Consider the following 17,499-nt stretch of genomic DNA (forward strand, 5'->3'; position numbering starts at 1 on the left):
GATTCCGGCTCTTCACCCATCTCCTGCCCGGCGCCCGCTTTACTTAAGCTTTGCTACAGCCCGGAAGAAGTCCGCTGCCGGAACCGGCCTGCAGAAATAGTATCCCTGACCGATGTCACAGGAGAGGGATTTCAGAAATTCAAGCTGTTGTTCCGTTTCGATTCCCTCGGCCACAGTAGAGGCAGACAGATCATTTGCCAGATGTATGACATTGCGTATGATGGCCTCATCACGGCCGGATTCTGTCTGGAAAGAAAGGAATTCTCTGTCCAGCTTAATCTCGTCGACATGCAGTTCCCGCAGCGTATTGAGAGAAGAGTAGCCGCTCCCGAAGTCGTCCATGGACACTTTAAAGCCCATGGAATGGAGTCTGGCGATGACAGTCTTGATCTGCTCCAGGTTGTTCATCGCAACGGTTTCCGTCACTTCCAAGATGATAAGAGATGGATTGACAGCGTAGAATCGGACAATCTCCTCCAGCTTGTTCAGATATTCCGTATCATAGAAAAAGATACGTGACTGATTCACTGCGATGGGCACTGCTGGGAATCCCCTTTTGTCCCAGTCCGCCAGGCAGCGGCAGGCTTCTTCCAGCATGTACATGTCCAGCTTCGTGATGAACCCGTTCTGTTCAAATATTGGAATGAACTCATCGGGATATATCATCTTCCCGTCACCGGGCTGCCAGCGCACAAGTGCCTCTGCGCTGTGCAGGAGTCCTGTCTTCAACGAGAACTTTGGCTGGAGATACATGATAAATTCATGATTCTCAACCGCATTCCACATCCGGTTCTCTATTTCCGTCTTTCTGGCGGCTTTTTCGTGCAGATGCCTGTCGTAGAAGGCGATGGAATCCATCTCATTGCCCTTCACACTTTCCAGTGCAAGCAGTGCGCCGTTCATAACAGTATCGAAATCCGTGTTCACGGCCGATTTGCTGCCCTCGTCGATAATCATCACTCCAAAATTGCATAGAATATGATAATCCTGGTTACGGCTCAGCCGGAACTTATGAATCTGCTCCTGGATCGACCGCAGCCGTTCGGCCAGCTCTTTTTTCCGGCGGCATCTAAGAAGCATGCCGAACTGGTCTGCATTGTCCCGGTAACAGAGCTCCTGTTCTCCGATATTGTCAGCAAGCACGGTGGCGATATGTTTCAGCAGCATGTTGCCGGCTTCGTAGCCATAGAATTCGTTGACAAACTTAAATCCGTTTATATTCAGAAGCACCATGGCATAATTCCTGTTGTCGCTAAGGAGCCTCTGCATTTCCAGGATGAATTTGTTGCGGTTGTCCGAGCCGGTGAGGACATCTGTGTATGCAAGCTTTGTTATCTCCTGCCTGCTCCTTTTGATGATATGATAGATGTACAAAAAAAGGACGGAGAACAGGGCGGTAATACAGAGCATAATTACAATGAAGACGGTCATAAGCGTACCGAAATTCTCACTCAGGTAATCTTGTGGAACAACACAGAATAAATTCCAGTCATTGATTCCAATCGGAAAGATAGTCGTCCAGTATTTTTCATTCTTGTATTCAAAAGTAGAGAATGAGCTCTGTCCGGACTTGGCGGACTTTTCGATATAAGCCCTGTCTTCCGGCGATACTTTTCCGTCATCGAAGATATTCTTGATATCTTTCTGGATTACAGCATGGGACGAGCGGACGACATAGTCCCCGTTGCTTCGTATGATATGCGTGTAGGCATTCCCTCCGAAAAGCTTTTGCTCGATGATAGAGGAGAATGCTGTGGAGCTCGTGGTTGCGGTCAAAGCGCCTGTGACGGCACCGTCCAGATAGACAGGAACGCTATAGCAGTTTACCGTCTCGCCTGAGAAGATATCAGTCAGGGTATCGGATACGGTGTCTTCTCCTGTGAGCGCCCTCTGTATGAAAGATTCATCACCGACATCGATATCATAATGCTCAGTGCCGTCAGTATCTATGAAATAGCCTGTGCCGTCAGACATGATATACCCCATCCTCAGAAAATCGTTCTGCCTGCTTTCCGCCCGAAGCTGTTCTAAAATCTGCACAAGACCTATATCTCCGCTTTTTTCAATAAAAGTTGACAGTGCCCGCAGCGTCTGGAGGTTACCGTCAATTTTTATATCTATCGCATTCCTGTACTGTGATACGACTTCGTTCAAATATTGTTTTGCTTCCTGCTCCTGCGTATTCTTAAGGCTCTTATAGGAAAAGATACTGATGATGGACAGGATTACAGTGATGACGATGCCAAGTATACCTGCGGCTGATATTTGCTTTCTTAGACTCTGGGACTTAAAGTGCTTCAACATAGATATCCCTCTTTTATACCGTTTTTATTTTCCGGATCTGTCTCTATCATATTGTATAATGAATATGCCTGCAATATAAATTATATAAGATTGCTTGAAATGTGACAAGCTGTTTGGGATAAGATGGAATCGGATGGATGAAAGAAACAGGATGAAAGAAATAAAAGGTTATGCCTTTTAAAAAACGAAACTTTGGTGTATAGTAGTAAAGTAGCGTCAGTTTACAAACGCACACGCGGTTGCAGGCTGACGTTAGGTTTAGCAGATTGGAGAACGGTATATGGCTGAAAAAATCGTATTGATAGACGGACACAGTATATTGAACAGGGCTTTTTACGGTCTTCCCGACCTGACCAATTCAGAAGGCCTTCACACGAATGCCGTCTATGGATTTCTGAATATTATGTTTAAGATATTGGATGAGGAGGCACCGGAGTATCTGACCGTTGCCTTTGATGTACACGCCCCGACCTTCCGCCATGAGATGTACGCGGAATACAAAGGGACAAGAAAACCGATGGCAGAAGAGCTCAGGCAGCAGGTGCCTGTCATAAAAGACGTACTCAGAGCCATGGGCATCAATATTATTGAGAAGGCGGGGCTGGAGGCTGACGACCTTCTCGGGACGATATCAAAGCAGTGCGGGGAGCAGGGGATGGAAGTCGCTGTCATCAGCGGGGACAGGGACCTTCTGCAGCTCGCGACCGAACATGTGAAGATACGTATCCCTAAGACGAAGCAGGGGAGAACGGAGATAGAAGACTATTATGCAGAAGATGTAAAGGAGCGGTACCAGGTGACGCCGGCGGAGTTTATCGACCTGAAAGCCTTGATGGGCGATTCTTCCGATAATATTCCGGGCGTTCCAAGCATCGGTGAAAAGACCGCCACAAAAATCATTAGCGAATACCACTCCATCGAAAATGCATATGAACATGTGGATGAGCTGAAGCCGCCCCGGGCCGCCAAAGCGCTCAAAGAGCACTGGGATATGGCGGTCATGAGCAGGAAGCTGGCAGAGATAGATGTGGATGCGGATGTAGAATTCAGGTTGGAGGAGGCAGAGCTTGGGAATGTATTTACAGAAGAAGCTTATGGATGGTTCCAGCGGTTGCAGTTTAAGAACCTGCTCGGCAAATTTGATGTGAAAGCACCGTCAAACTCTATGGAGGACAGCTTCAGAGAGGTTACGGAACCGGCAGAGGCCGGCAAGGTATTGGAAGAGGCGAAGCATGCGGCGCTTGCAGGGGCCGCGGTGTTCCTGGATACGAAGGATACCCTGCCGCTTTTTGCCGGACAGGCCGGCGCGGGAGGAATCGGGCTCTGCTACGGGGAAGACAAGATATTCTGCATCAGGGCCGGCGGCGGTATCACGATGGAATATCTGCTTGCAGAACTGAAAGAAGTGTCCGCAAGCGTAGGGACATTCTCTATGTTCGATATCAAGGAAGCGATGAAATATATTACGGTGTCAGACCCATTGGCATGTTTTGACGTGACGATAGCGTCTTATCTTCTGAATCCGCTGAAGAACGACTATACGTATGAGGATGTCGCGAGAGAACAGCTTGGGCTTATGCTGGAAGAGAAGGTAGAGGATTATGTTAAGGTCTGCTATGAGGCATACACGGCTTACGCAGCGGTAGAACCACTCCGCCGGAAGATGGAAGAAGAGCAGATGGGACATCTGTTCACCGATATAGAGATGCCTCTTGTGTTCACCTTGTACGATATGGAACGCAGCGGTGTCAGGATTGAAGCGGAAGCACTCAAATTCTATGGAGAACAGCTTGGAATCAAGATAGAAGAGCTGGAAAAAGAGATCTACGAGACGGCCGGAGAGGAATTCAACATCAATTCCCCGAAGCAGCTTGGAGTTATCTTGTTTGACAAGATGGGGCTGAAAGGCGGCAAAAAGACAAAGACCGGCTATTCGACCGCAGCGGATGTGCTTGACAAGCTGGCGCCGGATTATCCTGTCGTGGCTCAGATATTGGAATACCGCCAGCTTACGAAGCTCAAGTCCACTTATGCGGACGGGCTTGCAAATTATATCAGCGAGGATGGGAGGATCCACGGCAAGTTCAACCAGACGATTACGGCGACCGGAAGAATCAGCAGCACGGAGCCGAACCTGCAGAACATTCCAATCCGGATGGAGCTTGGCAGGCTGATCCGCAAGGTGTTTATCCCAGAGGACGGATATGTGTTTATCGACGCGGACTACTCCCAGATAGAACTGCGTGTCCTGGCGCACTGCTCCGGCGATGAACAGCTCATCAACGCATATAAGGAGCAGAAAGATATTCACCGGATTACCGCGTCCCAGGTATTCCATGTACCGTTCGAAGAGGTGTCAGACCTGCAGAGAAGGAACGCGAAAGCGGTCAATTTCGGCATCGTATACGGTATCAGCTCATTTGGGCTGAGCCAGGATCTGAGCATCACGAGAAAAGAAGCGGCAACATACATTGACGATTACTTTAAGACGTATCCGGGCATCAAGATATTCCTGGACGATACGGTCGCGCACGCCAAAGAGATGGGATACGTCGTGACCCTGTTCGGGAGAAGGCGCCCTGTGCCGGAACTATCTTCCAGCAATTTCATGCAGCGGTCGTTCGGCGAGCGGGTGGCCATGAACGCCCCCATCCAGGGTACCGCGGCAGATATCATGAAGATCGCGATGATAGGCGTGAACAGGCGTCTGAAAGAGAACCATATGAAGTCGAGGCTCGTCCTGCAGGTACACGATGAGCTGCTCATAGAAGCGTTCAGGCCGGAGCTTGAGGACGTGAAGGCGATACTCCGGGAAGAGATGGAGAACGCGGCGTCTCTGGAGGTGCCGCTGGAAATAGATATGCATACAGGAGATAACTGGTACGAAGCAAAATAGCAGAGGGATAACATATGAAGATTATAGGCATCACAGGCGGTGTGGGAGCAGGAAAGACACAGATACTGGAATACTTGAATGACAGGTACGGCGCTACCGTATGCCAGGCCGATGAGGTGGCAAAAAAGCTCCAGAAGAAGGGGACAGACTGCCACAGGGCAATTGTCGAACACTTCGGCGTGGAGATACTGGACGGCAGAGGAGAGCTGGACAGAGAGAGGCTGGCGCAGATTATATTTACCGATAAAAAAGAACGCGCCGCCCTCAATAAAATCGTCCATCCTGCGGTGAAGGAAGAGGTACGAAAGATAATAAGAAGGGAAGAGAGAAAGCATACGAGCCTTTTTATCCTGGAGGCAGCCCTCCTCTTAGACGACCATTATGAGCAGATCTGCGACGAGATATGGTATGTCTATGTGGAGGATGCCATCAGGAAAAAGCGGCTGATCTACGCAAGAGGATATGACGCAGAGAAGGTAGATGATATTATCGCATCGCAGCTTCCCAAGGAGGCATTCCTCAGGAACTGCGACAGGGTTATCGATAACAGCGGCATTTTCGAGGAGACGAAGATACAGCTGGATGAGATGGTCCGGAATCTTTGGTAATCCGGATATCAGATATCCAGACATATTAAATGACAGGAGTGTATACATACATGAGACTATGCAGCATAGCTAGCGGGAGCAGCGGGAACTGTATCTATGTGGGGGATGACGATACGCATCTGCTCGTAGATACCGGAATCAGTAAAAAAAGGATAGATGCAGGATTACATACGCTTGGAATCAAGGGGGATGAGATCAGAGGCATCCTCATCACCCATGAGCATATCGACCATATACAGGGGCTTGGCGTATTCAGCAGAAAATACGAAGTGCCAATCTATGCCACGGCCGGGACGATAGAAGGAATCCGGTGCACGAACAGCATCGGCAGAATGCCCGAAGGCCTGCTGCATGAGATAGATATAGACGGAGCATTTTCACTCGGCAGCCTGGACATACGGCCATTTGCCATCTCGCACGATGCGCGGCAGCCTTCCGGCTACCGAATTGAAGATGGCGATAAGGCGGTTGCTGTCGCCACCGATCTCGGCAAATATGACGCATACACGGTAGAGCATCTGAAAGAGCTTGACGCAGTGCTTCTTGAGGCAAACCATGACATCCACATGCTGGAGGTAGGCCCTTATCCTTATCCGCTGAAACGCAGAGTAATGGGAGAGAAGGGTCATCTTTCCAATGAATTGTCAGGGCGGCTTCTTTGTGATATCTTACATGACAATCTCAAATATGTAATGCTTGGCCATCTGAGCAAGGAAAACAATTATGAAGAACTTGCCTATGAGACGGTCAAGCTGGAAGTCAGCCTCGGGGACAATCCTTATAAAGGAGAAGATATCCCGGTGATGGTAGCCAAGAGGGATACGGTATCAGAAATCATAACAGTATAGGAAGACAGGAGGAAGACCATGAAGAAATGTATCATTACAGTAGTTGGAAAAGACACCGTGGGCATCATAGCCAGAGTATGCACTTACCTTGCAGGGACGAACATCAATGTGCTGGACATCTCCCAGACGATCGTGAACGGATATTTTAACATGATGGCTGTCGTTGACGTGACAAATGCTACAAAAGAGATTGCAGCCGTCTCGAAGGAGCTGGAAGAAGTAGGGCTTGGAATCGGAGTGACGATCCACTGTCAGAGAGAAGAGATATTTGAAAAGATGCATCGATTATAAGCAAAGGCAGAAAGGACAGGAAGACAGCCCATGATCAACATATATGAAGTCAACGAGACGAACCAGATGATAGAACAGGAGAATTTGGACGTAAGGACGATTACGCTTGGCATCAGCCTTATGGATTGCATCGATTCCGATCTGGAAGCGCTCAACGAAAAAATCTACAGGAAGATTACTTCCACGGCAGAACACCTCGTCTCTACCGGAGAGCAGATTGAGAGGGAATATGGGATACCAATCGTAAATAAGAGAATATCTGTCACGCCTGCGGCGCTGGTCGGCAGCGCAGCGTGCAAGACGGAAGAAGACTTTGTTACGCTGGCCCGTACGCTGGATAAGGCTGCTAAGGAAGTGGGAGTCAACTTTATAGGCGGGTATTCCGCGCTTGTATCCAAAGCGATGACAAAGAGCGATGAGGCTCTAATCCGTTCCATTCCTCAGGCACTGGCATGTACGGAGCGGGTATGCAGCTCTGTGAATGTCGGCTCTACGAGGACGGGAATCAATATGGATGCGGTCCGCCTGTGCGGAGAGGTGGTCAGGGAGACGGCGGAGGCCACGAAAGAGCACGACTCCCTCGGCTGCGCCAAGCTCGTCATATTCTGCAACGCACCCGATGACAATCCGTTTATGGCAGGGGCATTTCTCGGGGTCACAGAAGGTGACGCGGTTATCAATGTAGGAGTCAGCGGACCCGGTGTAGTGAAACATGCCATCGAGCAGGTACGCGGCAGAGGATTTGAAGAGCTGTGCGAGACGATCAAGAAGACGGCATTTAAGGTGACGCGAGTGGGCCAGCTTGTCGCAGGAGAAGCTTCCAGGCGGATGGGCATACCGTTCGGCATCGTAGACCTGTCACTGGCGCCGACCCCGTCCGTAGGGGACAGCGTGGCCGAGATTCTGGAAGAAATTGGTCTGGAGCGGACAGGTGCTCCGGGTACGACGGCAGCCCTTGCCATGCTGAATGACCAGGTTAAAAAGGGCGGTGTCATGGCATCTTCTTATGTGGGAGGCTTAAGCGGTGCTTTTATACCGGTGAGCGAAGACCAGGGGATGATTGACGCGGTAAATGCAGGAGCGCTCACGCTGGAGAAGCTGGAAGCGATGACCTGCGTCTGTTCCGTGGGTCTTGATATGATAGCGGTCCCCGGCAAGACGAAGGCGTCTACCATCTCAGGCATTATCGCGGATGAGATGGCAATCGGCATGGTCAACCAGAAGACGACAGCAGTTCGTCTCATACCGGTAATCGGCAAGGATGTAGGAGATACGGCGGAATTCGGAGGCCTGCTCGGATATGCTCCGATTATGCCGGTCAATGAATTTGACTGCAGCAGGTTCGTGAATCGAAAAGGAAGGATTCCGGCACCGATACACAGTTTTAAAAATTAGCGAGGTAAATAAATGGGAAAAGTAGCAGTTGTGACAGACAGTAACAGTGGAATCACACAGGAAGAAGGAAAGAAGCGGGGCATCCGGATATTGCCGATGCCATTTTATATCAGCGGAGAGCTGTTCTATGAGGATATAACGCTCAGCCAGGAAGAATTCTATCAGAAGCTTGCGGAAGATGCGGAGATATCCACTTCACAGCCGTCTCCGGCAGACGTGATGGAACTGTGGGAGGAACTGCTGTCCGAGTACGATGAAATCATCCATATCCCTATGTCCAGCGGGCTGAGCAGTTCCTGTGAGACGGCGAAGATGCTCTCTAAGGAATTTGACGGCAAGGTGCACGTAATCGATAACCAGAGGGTATCGGTCACGCAGCGCCAGTCTGCGCTGGACGCGGTGGAGATGGTACGCCGCGGCATGACGGCATCTGAGATTGAGGATGTGCTTATGAGGGAACGGCTGGAAGCGAGCATCTATATCACGGTGGATACGCTGAAATACTTAAGGAAAGGCGGGCGCATAACCCCGGCTGCGGCAGCCCTTGGCACGGTGCTGAACCTGAAGCCGGTCCTTCAGATTCAGGGGGAGAAGCTGGACGCATATGCGAAAGTACGCGGATTAAAAGCGGCGAAGCGTACGATGCTGAATGCCATGGAGAAGGATATAGAAGAGCGGTTCAAAGGCAGGAGGGTCAATCTGGAAGCTGCCTATACGTGTCAGGAAGAAGAGGCGCATGCGTGGAAGGAAGAGATCGAGGCAAAGTTCCCGGGATATGACGTCCACATGGACAAGCTGTCCTTAAGCGTGGCCTGCCATATCGGACCGGGAGCACTTGCGGTCGCCTGCAGCAGAGTGGTGGAAAGATAGAATCTTCGCACACTGTACGCCCCGTCCGTTATATAAGATCATAAGATGACGATGGACTGCTCATATTCGTTTACAAAGGGCAGCTTGAACTTGTTCGTTATGATTGCCTCATACAAGTTAGATGCAAAGATGTCCTGCGTCAGCATTCGGCTGCCGGTATCGCTCAGGGAATCCGCCTGGGTCAGCTTCGTGACCAGGGGTACTTTGGAATGTGCTTTCAAGTGGGTGAGAACATTGGCCGCGTCTTTGCGGAATCCGAGGATGTGCGCATAATGGCAGTATCCGTCTTCCCTGCAGGAGAGCATATCATATTTCGTGATGCCGAGCAGTATGTGGAACAGGCTTCTGCTTATCCGGGTGTAAGTCATATCCCTTGTCTTCAGAAGGTCGCAGAACTGGTCGAAGGTGATGAAATCATTGGCATGGTTCATGATGCGGTTTGCCAGGTCTTCGGTGATATCTACGTATTTGACAAGCGTGTCCTTCGTCTCTGTCAGCAGCTTATACTTTAACAAGAGGGAGAAGTCGTTGGAATAGATTGGATACCTCGTACGGTGGGTCTCCTCCAGAAGCCTTATGCAGGAAGGAGGGACCTGGCCTTCGAGCCGTGTCAGCACCTCAGACATGACCGGTTCGTCAAACATGCCTTCCTCCTCTAGGTGGATGGAGTTGCTGGCATAGGCAAGGAGCTTACGGATGGCCGACGCGGAGCTGTAGTTCTCCGAGAGGGATTCGTCGTGATACCCGGATACCATGCGCTTGATCGTGTATGTCTTAATGGGGCTATTCTTCAGGTACAGTGCCTTGATATATTCTATGCCGAGGATGTTGTTCGGCTGTTCCAGCACGGCATCAAGGGAGTCGTCCCTGAGGCAGGCCTTCAGTGCCAGCTGGCGGGCGCGGGGAAAGGAAAGACCTTTGCGCAGCCCTTCCTGAAGTGAGAACTTATATTCTTCCGGTTCGTCCGCGACTACATGCGCAATCTGTTCTAATCTGGCGTAATCGCCGCATTCGCTTCCAAAGCAGATCGAATCGACGCAGCCAAGCTGCTCAAACAGAGATACGGCACCTGCCGCAAAGTATTCGGCGCTGCCTGTGGCAAAGCAGACCGGGAGCTCCATCACGACCGGCACACCTGCTTCCAGCGCCACTTCGGCCCGCAGATGCTTTGGCATGATGGCAGGAGCACCTCTCTGTACATAATTTCCGCTCATGACGACGATGGCGGCGTCTGCTCCTGTAATCTCTTTTGCCTTCTCTATATGGTATAAATGCCCGTTGTGAAACGGGTTGTATTCCGTAATCAAACCTACTATTTTCATAAGAATCTCCTTGTATATCCTTCTGAAATTGATTATACTATAAAAAGACCGGGTTCGCAAAACGAATTACGTGTTTTAGGGGAGAAAGCCTTGGGAGAGGAGGGGTACGATGAGTGAAGAATACAGCCGCCGCGATGCAGATATTGGCGAAGAGACGCAAGAGCCGTGCGATGCACCGACAGAAGCGGAAGATTATATGGAAGAGCGGGAAGAGCTGACAGAAGAACGTATTCTGGAAATGCTTGAAAACCGACAGTATAAAGAGCTCAAGGAAGAGCTTGAGAATAATATGTACCCGATCGATCTGGCAGATATCCTGGAGGACTTTGAACAGAAGCAGCTGGTGATGGTATTCCGTCTTCTGGCAAAAGAAGAGGCGGCGGAGACGTTTACTTACATGAACAGCGATATGAGAGAGCTGCTTATCAATGCACTCACCGATTCCGAGCTGGAAGAGGTCATGGAAGAGATGTACCTGGATGATACGGTCGATGTGTTGGAAGAGATGCCGGCCAATGTGGTGGACCGTCTTCTCATGGCGACGGATGAGGAGACGAGGCAGCAGATCAATGCGCTGCTCCAGTATCCGGAGGACAGTGCCGGAAGCGTGATGAACGTGGATTACATCGCGCTCAGGAAAGAGATGACAGTGGCAGAGTCCATACTGAAGATCAGACAGGTAGGTCTGAATAAGGAGACGATATATACATGCTATGTGACGGAGAAGCGAAGGCTGATCGGTGTCGTGGATGTAAAAGAGCTGCTCACGACGAGCGAGTCTAAGACCGTGGAAGAGATTATGGATACAAATATGCTCTATGCCCATACGACGGATGATCAGGAGGAAGTAGCCCGCACGATAACGAAGTATGGACTGATAGCACTTCCCATCGTGGACCATGAGATGTGCATGGTCGGTATCGTCACGGTTGATGATGCCATGTATGTACTGCAGGAAGAGACGACAGAAGATATCAGCATCATGGCCGGCGTAAGCCCCAATGAAGAATCTTACTTTGGGACAAGTGTCATCAGCCATGTGAAGAACAGGCTGCCGTGGCTGATGTTCCTTATGCTTTCCGCGACTATCACACAGATGATTATGAACCACTATGAATCTGCACTGGCAGTCATGCCCCAGCTGGCCGGCTTCATTCCGATGCTGATGGGGACAGGCGGCAACTGCGGCTCCCAGAGCTCTACGCTCGTGATACGCGGCCTGGCTGTGGGAGAGATTGAGTTCGGAGATATCGTAAAAGTCATTTTCAAGGAGATTAGAGTAGCGCTTCTCGTCAGCGTCATACTGTCCACCGTGAATGGGATACGCATACTTGTCATGGGACAGGGTGACGTGATGATTGCGGTAACGATCGGCCTGACGATGGCATGCACCATCATCCTGGCGAAAATCGTAGGCTGTACCCTTCCTCTGATTGCCAAGAAAATAGGGCTGGATCCTGCGATAATGGCTACCCCGCTTATTTCCACGCTCGTGGATATCAGCACGGTGACGGTATACTTTGCGATTGTGAGCCTTGTATTTGCCATATGACAGGGACAGTTTCAATTTTATTGGTCATATTTACCAAGATGTTAAATAAATAACGCTTATTGTATTGAAAAATAGACATAAGATTACGGGAAGAGACCTTGTTTACAAGGTCTCTTTGTATTATAATAGAAATACTGAGAATAAATGGAAAGGAGTCTATTAATCATGGGATTTATAGATGAAATCAAGGCAAAAGCCAAGACAAGCATGAAAACGATCGTGCTTCCTGAGACAGAAGATATCAGAACGTATGAGGCGGCGGAAGCTGTGCTGAAGGAAGGCACCGCAAATGTGGTACTTGTGGGAAGCAAGGAAGAGATTGAAAAAAACAGAGGCTCTTTCGATGTCAGCAAGGCGACGGTCGTAGACCCGGCCACGAGCGAAAAGACGGAGGGCTATATCGCCAAGCTGGTAGAACTGAGGCAGAAGAAGGGGATGACGCAAGAGCAGGCAAGAGAGCTGCTTCTTTCGAATTATCTGTACTATGGGGTCATGATGGTGAAGATGAAGGATGCGGACGGGATGGTGTCAGGTGCATGCCATTCTACGGCAGATACGCTTAGGCCGTGTCTGCAGATACTGAAGACGAAACCTGGTACAAAGCTTGTATCTGCATTTTTCGTCATGGTCGTTCCGGACTGCGATATGGGAGCAGATGGAACGTTCGTATTTGCGGATGCAGGGCTTGAGCAGAATCCGGATCCGGAGAAGCTGGCGGCTATCGCGCTGTCCTCCGCGGAATCCTTCAGACTCCTGACAGGGGAGGAACCGGTGGTGGCACTTCTGTCACATTCCACGAAAGGAAGCGCAAAGCATGCCGATGTGGACAAGGTAGTGGAAGCCACACGCATCGCTAAGGAACAGGCGCCAGAGGGGCTCATGATAGACGGAGAATTCCAGCTTGACGCTGCCATCGTACCGGAAATCGGGGCATCGAAGGCACCGGGAAGCCCGGTCGCAGGAAAGGCCAACGTACTCGTATTCCCAGACCTGGATGCGGGAAATATCGGCTATAAGCTCGTCCAGAGACTCGCCAAAGCGGAAGCTTATGGACCTCTGACACAGGGCATCGCCGCACCGGTCAACGATCTGTCCCGCGGCTGCAGCGCGAAGGATATTGAAGGGGTAGTGGCTATCACAGCCGTTCAGTGCATGACGGAGAACTAGAACGTTAAAAAGAATAAAAGAGAGGTAATTTCAAATGAATGTATTAGTAATCAACTGCGGAAGTTCATCTTTAAAATTTCAGCTGATCAATTCCGACACTGAACAGGTGCTGGCAAAAGGGCTCTGCGAGCGAATCGGGATTGACGGAAGCCTTACCTATCAGCCGGAAGGCGGAGATAAGGTCAAGTCTGACAAGCCTATGCCGACGCATACGGAAGCGATCCAGTATGTCATCGATGCCCTGACCGATGCACAGACAGGTGTCGTAAAGAGCCTGGATGAGATTGGGGCGGTAGGGCACCGTGTCGTACATGGCGGCGAGAAGTTTGCAAGCTCTGTCGTGATAACGGAAGAAGTGCTTCAGGCAATTGAGGAATGTAATGACCTGGCACCTCTTCACAATCCTGCGAACCTGATCGGTATCAACGCATGCGAGAAACTGATGCCGGGTACTCCAATGGTAGCGGTATTTGATACTGCTTTCCACCAGACGATGCCGGAAGAGGCTTATATGTACGGCCTTCCATATGAGTATTATGAAAAATACAAAGTAAGACGCTATGGTTTCCATGGGACAAGCCACAGCTTCGTATCCAAGAGGGCGGCTGAAATCGTGGGCAGGCCGTATGAGGAGCTGAGCACTATCGTATGCCACCTCGGTAACGGTGCCAGCATCTGTGCCGTCAAGAACGGAAAATCCGTAGATACCTCCATGGGGCTTACCCCTCTAGAAGGACTCGTGATGGGAACACGATCAGGTGACATCGATCCGGCTATCATGGAGTTTATTGCGAAAAAGGAAGGGCTCGACATTGCCGGGCTGATGAATATGCTGAATAAGAAGTCCGGTGTGCTCGGCCTTTCTAATAATCTGTCCAGCGACTTCCGCGATCTGGATACGGGGGCAAAAGAAGGAAATAAGCAGGCGGCTGTCGCGCTCAAGGTATTTGCCTACAGAGTCGCTAAATATGTCGGTGCTTATGCAGCTGCCATGAATGGCGTGGACGTTATCGCATTTACCGCCGGGGTGGGAGAGAATTCCGGTCCGGTCCGTGCCGATGTGCTGAGCTACCTCGGATATCTTGGAATCGAGGTTGACGAAGAAGCTAACAATACACGTGGGGAAGAGATTACGATCTCCACTCCGGATTCCAAAGTTAAGGTGATGGTAATCCCTACGAACGAAGAACTTGCAATCGCGCGTGAAACGGTTGCACTTGTATAGATAGCAGGACAGTGGCACAATATCTATACAAAATGACGATTTATAGGTTGACAAACCTCTTTTGCACGGATATAATAGTCTAGGTATGAATAGGGGTGACTATATGTTGATTGACCTATCCGAAGTATTGTCTGAACCGCATAAGCCGCTTGACGTGACGGCAGCATGCACTATGCGTACGTTCCAGGGAGATACAGGTACGTATCCGGTCATGCCGGAGACGGATGTCCATATAGCTGCAGAGTACGAAGGAGAAGGAAAGCTTCTGATTCACGGTACTTGCAGGCTCAAGGCTCTTATTCCGTGCGACCGTTGTCTCACGGAAGTGCCGGAGGAATTTGACCTGGATTTCTCGAAGCATGTCAAGGTGTCTGAATCAGAAGAGGACAGCGGACAGGCAGAAGATTATGACGAAGCGAATTATATTGACGGATATCATCTTGACGTAGACAAATTACTCTATAATGAGATATTAATAGGATGGCCGATGAAAGTTCTATGCTGTGAGGACTGTAAAGGAATGTGCAGCGTATGTGGTCAGAACCTAAATGAGGGAACCTGTGGCTGTGAAGACCCAGGTCTTGACCCTAGAATGTCAGTTATCCGCGATGTGTTTAAGAATTTTAAGGAGGTGTAACCTATGTCAATTTGTCCAAAGAATAAATCTTCTAAAGCAAGAAGAGACAAAAGAAGAGCTAACTGGAAGATGAGCGCTCCAAACTTGGTAAAGTGCAGCAAGTGCGGCGAATTAATGATGCCTCACAGAGTCTGCAAGGCTTGTGGCTCTTACAACAAAAAAGAAATCATAGCGCAGGACTAATAAGTGAAAGCAAAAAAGGCTTCCCGGTTTACCGGGGAGCCTTTTTCGCGTATCCGGAACTTATCAGATTCTGATACCATTTTAACGTCATTTTAATATATGCCCCGGCGTTTTAACACAGCTTTAAGACAGGGCATGTTAGAATGAGTCCAGTTCAATGGAAAAGGGGGTTAAAGTGATGATGGATATCGCTATGACAGGTATCCTGCTTGCATGCTTTGGACTGATGAAGGCATTTACCGAATGGTGCAGCAGGCAAGTGGATACGGATACCGCGGAAAACGTCCAGGCTGAATGACGCTTAACATATGCAGAGGATGGACATACGTGGAGGAAGGAGAAGCAAAATGATACTACTGGGAATAATTATACTGCTGCTTGCGGCATATCTGATCTATGCTCTGGTTCATCCGGAGAAATTATAAAATTAACTGAGTTGAAAGTAATAAACAGGAGGACAAGAAAGTCATGTTACAGATTGCGCTGACTTTAGCGATTTTCATATTGGCTGTGATACCTATGGGAAAATATATGTACCATATCACGACCAATAAAAAAACGTTCGCAGACCCATTATTCGACAGAGTGGACAATGGCATATACAAAGTCTGCCGGATTGACAGAAAAGGAATGAGCTGGAAGACATATGCATTAAGTCTCCTCATGACCAATGCGGTCATGGTACTTGCGGGGTATCTCGTATTGAGGCTGCAGCATGCATTGTTTCTGAATCCCAACGGAATAGAAGGAATGGAACCAACCCTTTCCTTCAATACAATAATAAGTTTTATGACGAATACAAATCTCCAGCACTACTCAGGCGAGTCGGGACTTTCCTACTTGAGCCAGATGCTTGTCATCATCTTCATGATGTTTACGTCAGCGGCTTCCGGTTATGCAGCATGTATGGCATTCTGCAGAGGACTTGCAGGGAAGAGAAAGGATCTCGGCAACTTCTATGAAGATATGGTGCGTATAACGACACGTATATTAATTCCATGGTCCCTGATCTTCGGCCTTGTACTGATCTGGCAGGGATGCCCGGAGACATTTGGAGCTAACATTACGGTAGAGACAATCCAGGGAAAGCTTCAAGATTTTGCGGTGGGCCCCGTGGCCGCGCTGGAAATCATCAAGCATCTTGGTACTAACGGAGGAGGATTCCTGGGTGCAAACTCTACGACGCCGTTTGAAAACCCTACGATTATCACGAATATGATAGAGCTTATATCCATGATGATACTTCCGGGAGCGTGCGTGCTGACATTTGGAAAGATGTGCATGGACCGGAAAAAAGGAAAAGCTGCGGCAGCTGTTAAGATTAAAGAGCCGGTATTTGGAAAACAGGGAAGAACAATATTTGCAGCCATGTCAATCATATTCCTGGTAGGGCTTACCATCTGCTTCGTATCTGAAAAGGCCGGAAATCCCGTTCTTGAGGCGGCAGGAGTCGGACAGGAAATGGGAAGCATGGAAGGGAAAGAGGTTAGATTCGGGGCAGACCAGTCAGCGCTGTTCACCACGGTAACAACTTCTTTCACAACCGGTACGGTCAACAATATGCATGATACCTTGACGCCCCTCGGGGGGATGGTGCCACTGCTGCATATGATGCTGAACTGTGTGTTCGGCGGCAAGGGAGTGGGCTTGATGAATATGCTCATGTACGCGATACTTACCGTATTCATATGTGGGCTGATGGTAGGGCGTACGCCAGAATACCTCGGTAAGAAGATAGAAGGACGAGAAATGAAGCTCGTGGCCCTTGTATTGATTATACATCCGCTTCTGATTCTTGGGTTCTCTGCATTGGCGGTATCTACCCAGGCGGGGCTTGAAGGCATAACCAATCCCGGATTCCACGGTCTGTCACAGGTCCTGTATGAATATTCATCAGCGTCTGCCAATAATGGCTCCGGGTTTGAAGGGCTGTCAGATAATACATATTTCTGGAATATCACGAGCGGGCTCGCAATGTTCTTTGGACGTTATATCGCGATTATCGCACAGCTTGCTATTGCAGGTTCGCTGCTTGCAAAGAAACGGGTGAAGGCTTCCATAGGTACGATGAGGACGGACAATGTGATATTTGCCATCCTGCTTGTGTTCATCGTATATATCTTCGCTGCTTTAACATTCTTCCCTGCACTTGCGCTGGGACCGATAGCAGAGCATCTTACCTTATGGTTTTCATAAAATAG

The 17,499-nt window shown here is 49.5% G+C and carries 16 protein-coding genes; 14 read left to right on the top strand and 2 right to left on the bottom strand.

The window, feature by feature from the left end; all coding sequences use genetic code 11:
* Positions 1-39: 39 nt before the first annotated feature.
* Positions 40-2,304, bottom strand: a complete 2,265-nt coding sequence (locus tag HJV72_RS01105; protein ID WP_208067987.1) for a bifunctional diguanylate cyclase/phosphodiesterase — start codon at positions 2,302-2,304, stop codon at positions 40-42.
* Positions 2,305-2,584: 280 nt separating this feature from the next.
* Here HJV72_RS01105 and polA point away from each other — a divergent pair, with 280 nt between their 5' ends.
* Genes polA through HJV72_RS01135 form a run of 6 tightly spaced genes read left to right on the top strand, consistent with a single transcriptional unit; the run spans position 2,585 to position 9,212 of the window.
* Entirely contained in the window at positions 2,585-5,200 is a 2,616-nt protein-coding gene (polA, locus tag HJV72_RS01110) for a DNA polymerase I (RefSeq protein WP_208067988.1), read from the top strand.
* Between the two features lie 14 nt (positions 5,201-5,214).
* On the top strand, positions 5,215-5,808 hold the full coding sequence (gene coaE / locus HJV72_RS01115; protein WP_208067989.1) for a dephospho-CoA kinase: 594 nt from the start codon (positions 5,215-5,217) through the stop codon (positions 5,806-5,808).
* Between the two features lie 50 nt (positions 5,809-5,858).
* Positions 5,859-6,656 (top strand): MBL fold metallo-hydrolase, encoded by a 798-nt coding sequence (locus tag HJV72_RS01120; RefSeq protein ID WP_208067990.1) that lies wholly within the window; start codon positions 5,859-5,861, stop codon positions 6,654-6,656.
* An 18-nt stretch (positions 6,657-6,674) separates the two neighbouring features.
* Complete coding sequence (locus HJV72_RS01125; protein WP_066575922.1) at positions 6,675-6,947, top strand: ACT domain-containing protein; 273 nt, start codon at positions 6,675-6,677, stop codon at positions 6,945-6,947.
* Positions 6,948-6,977: 30 nt separating this feature from the next.
* On the top strand, positions 6,978-8,342 hold the full coding sequence (locus HJV72_RS01130) for a PFL family protein (protein ID WP_208067991.1): 1,365 nt from the start codon (positions 6,978-6,980) through the stop codon (positions 8,340-8,342).
* Between the two features lie 12 nt (positions 8,343-8,354).
* Complete coding sequence (locus tag HJV72_RS01135) at positions 8,355-9,212, top strand: DegV family protein (protein ID WP_208067993.1); 858 nt, start codon at positions 8,355-8,357, stop codon at positions 9,210-9,212.
* 38 nt (positions 9,213-9,250) lie between these two features.
* Here the strand turns inward: HJV72_RS01135 and HJV72_RS01140 are convergent, their stop codons facing one another.
* Positions 9,251-10,534: a nucleotidyltransferase gene (locus HJV72_RS01140; protein WP_208067995.1), complete on the bottom strand. Its 1,284-nt coding sequence runs from the start codon at positions 10,532-10,534 to the stop codon at positions 9,251-9,253.
* 196 nt (positions 10,535-10,730) lie between these two features.
* Between HJV72_RS01140 and mgtE the strand changes: the two genes are divergently transcribed.
* From mgtE to HJV72_RS01180, 8 genes are all read left to right on the top strand, one after another.
* On the top strand, positions 10,731-12,086 hold the full coding sequence (gene mgtE / locus HJV72_RS01145; RefSeq protein WP_208068044.1) for a magnesium transporter: 1,356 nt from the start codon (positions 10,731-10,733) through the stop codon (positions 12,084-12,086).
* A 165-nt stretch (positions 12,087-12,251) separates the two neighbouring features.
* Positions 12,252-13,253, top strand: a complete 1,002-nt coding sequence (gene pta / locus HJV72_RS01150) for a phosphate acetyltransferase (protein ID WP_208067997.1) — start codon at positions 12,252-12,254, stop codon at positions 13,251-13,253.
* 34 nt (positions 13,254-13,287) lie between these two features.
* Positions 13,288-14,478, top strand: a complete 1,191-nt coding sequence (locus HJV72_RS01155) for an acetate kinase (protein ID WP_208067999.1) — start codon at positions 13,288-13,290, stop codon at positions 14,476-14,478.
* A 103-nt stretch (positions 14,479-14,581) separates the two neighbouring features.
* Complete coding sequence (locus HJV72_RS01160) at positions 14,582-15,115, top strand: YceD family protein (RefSeq protein WP_208068000.1); 534 nt, start codon at positions 14,582-14,584, stop codon at positions 15,113-15,115.
* Between the two features lie 3 nt (positions 15,116-15,118).
* Positions 15,119-15,298 carry a 50S ribosomal protein L32 gene (gene rpmF, locus HJV72_RS01165; protein ID WP_005332600.1) on the top strand — a complete coding sequence of 60 codons (180 nt, stop codon included), beginning with the start codon at positions 15,119-15,121 and terminating at the stop codon, positions 15,296-15,298.
* A 157-nt stretch (positions 15,299-15,455) separates the two neighbouring features.
* Positions 15,456-15,596, top strand: a complete 141-nt coding sequence (locus HJV72_RS01170) for a hypothetical protein (protein ID WP_208068046.1) — start codon at positions 15,456-15,458, stop codon at positions 15,594-15,596.
* A 49-nt stretch (positions 15,597-15,645) separates the two neighbouring features.
* Positions 15,646-15,723, top strand: coding sequence for a K(+)-transporting ATPase subunit F (kdpF, locus tag HJV72_RS20465; RefSeq protein ID WP_147629793.1), 78 nt, complete (start codon positions 15,646-15,648; stop codon positions 15,721-15,723).
* 43 nt (positions 15,724-15,766) lie between these two features.
* A complete protein-coding gene (locus HJV72_RS01180) occupies positions 15,767-17,494 on the top strand; it encodes a potassium-transporting ATPase subunit KdpA (protein ID WP_208068004.1) in 1,728 nt (575 codons plus the stop codon).
* The last annotated feature ends 5 nt before the right edge of the window (positions 17,495-17,499 follow it).

The sequence above is a fragment of the Extibacter sp. GGCC_0201 genome (genome assembly GCF_017566055.1).
Classification (GTDB): Bacteria; Bacillota; Clostridia; order Lachnospirales; family Lachnospiraceae; genus Extibacter.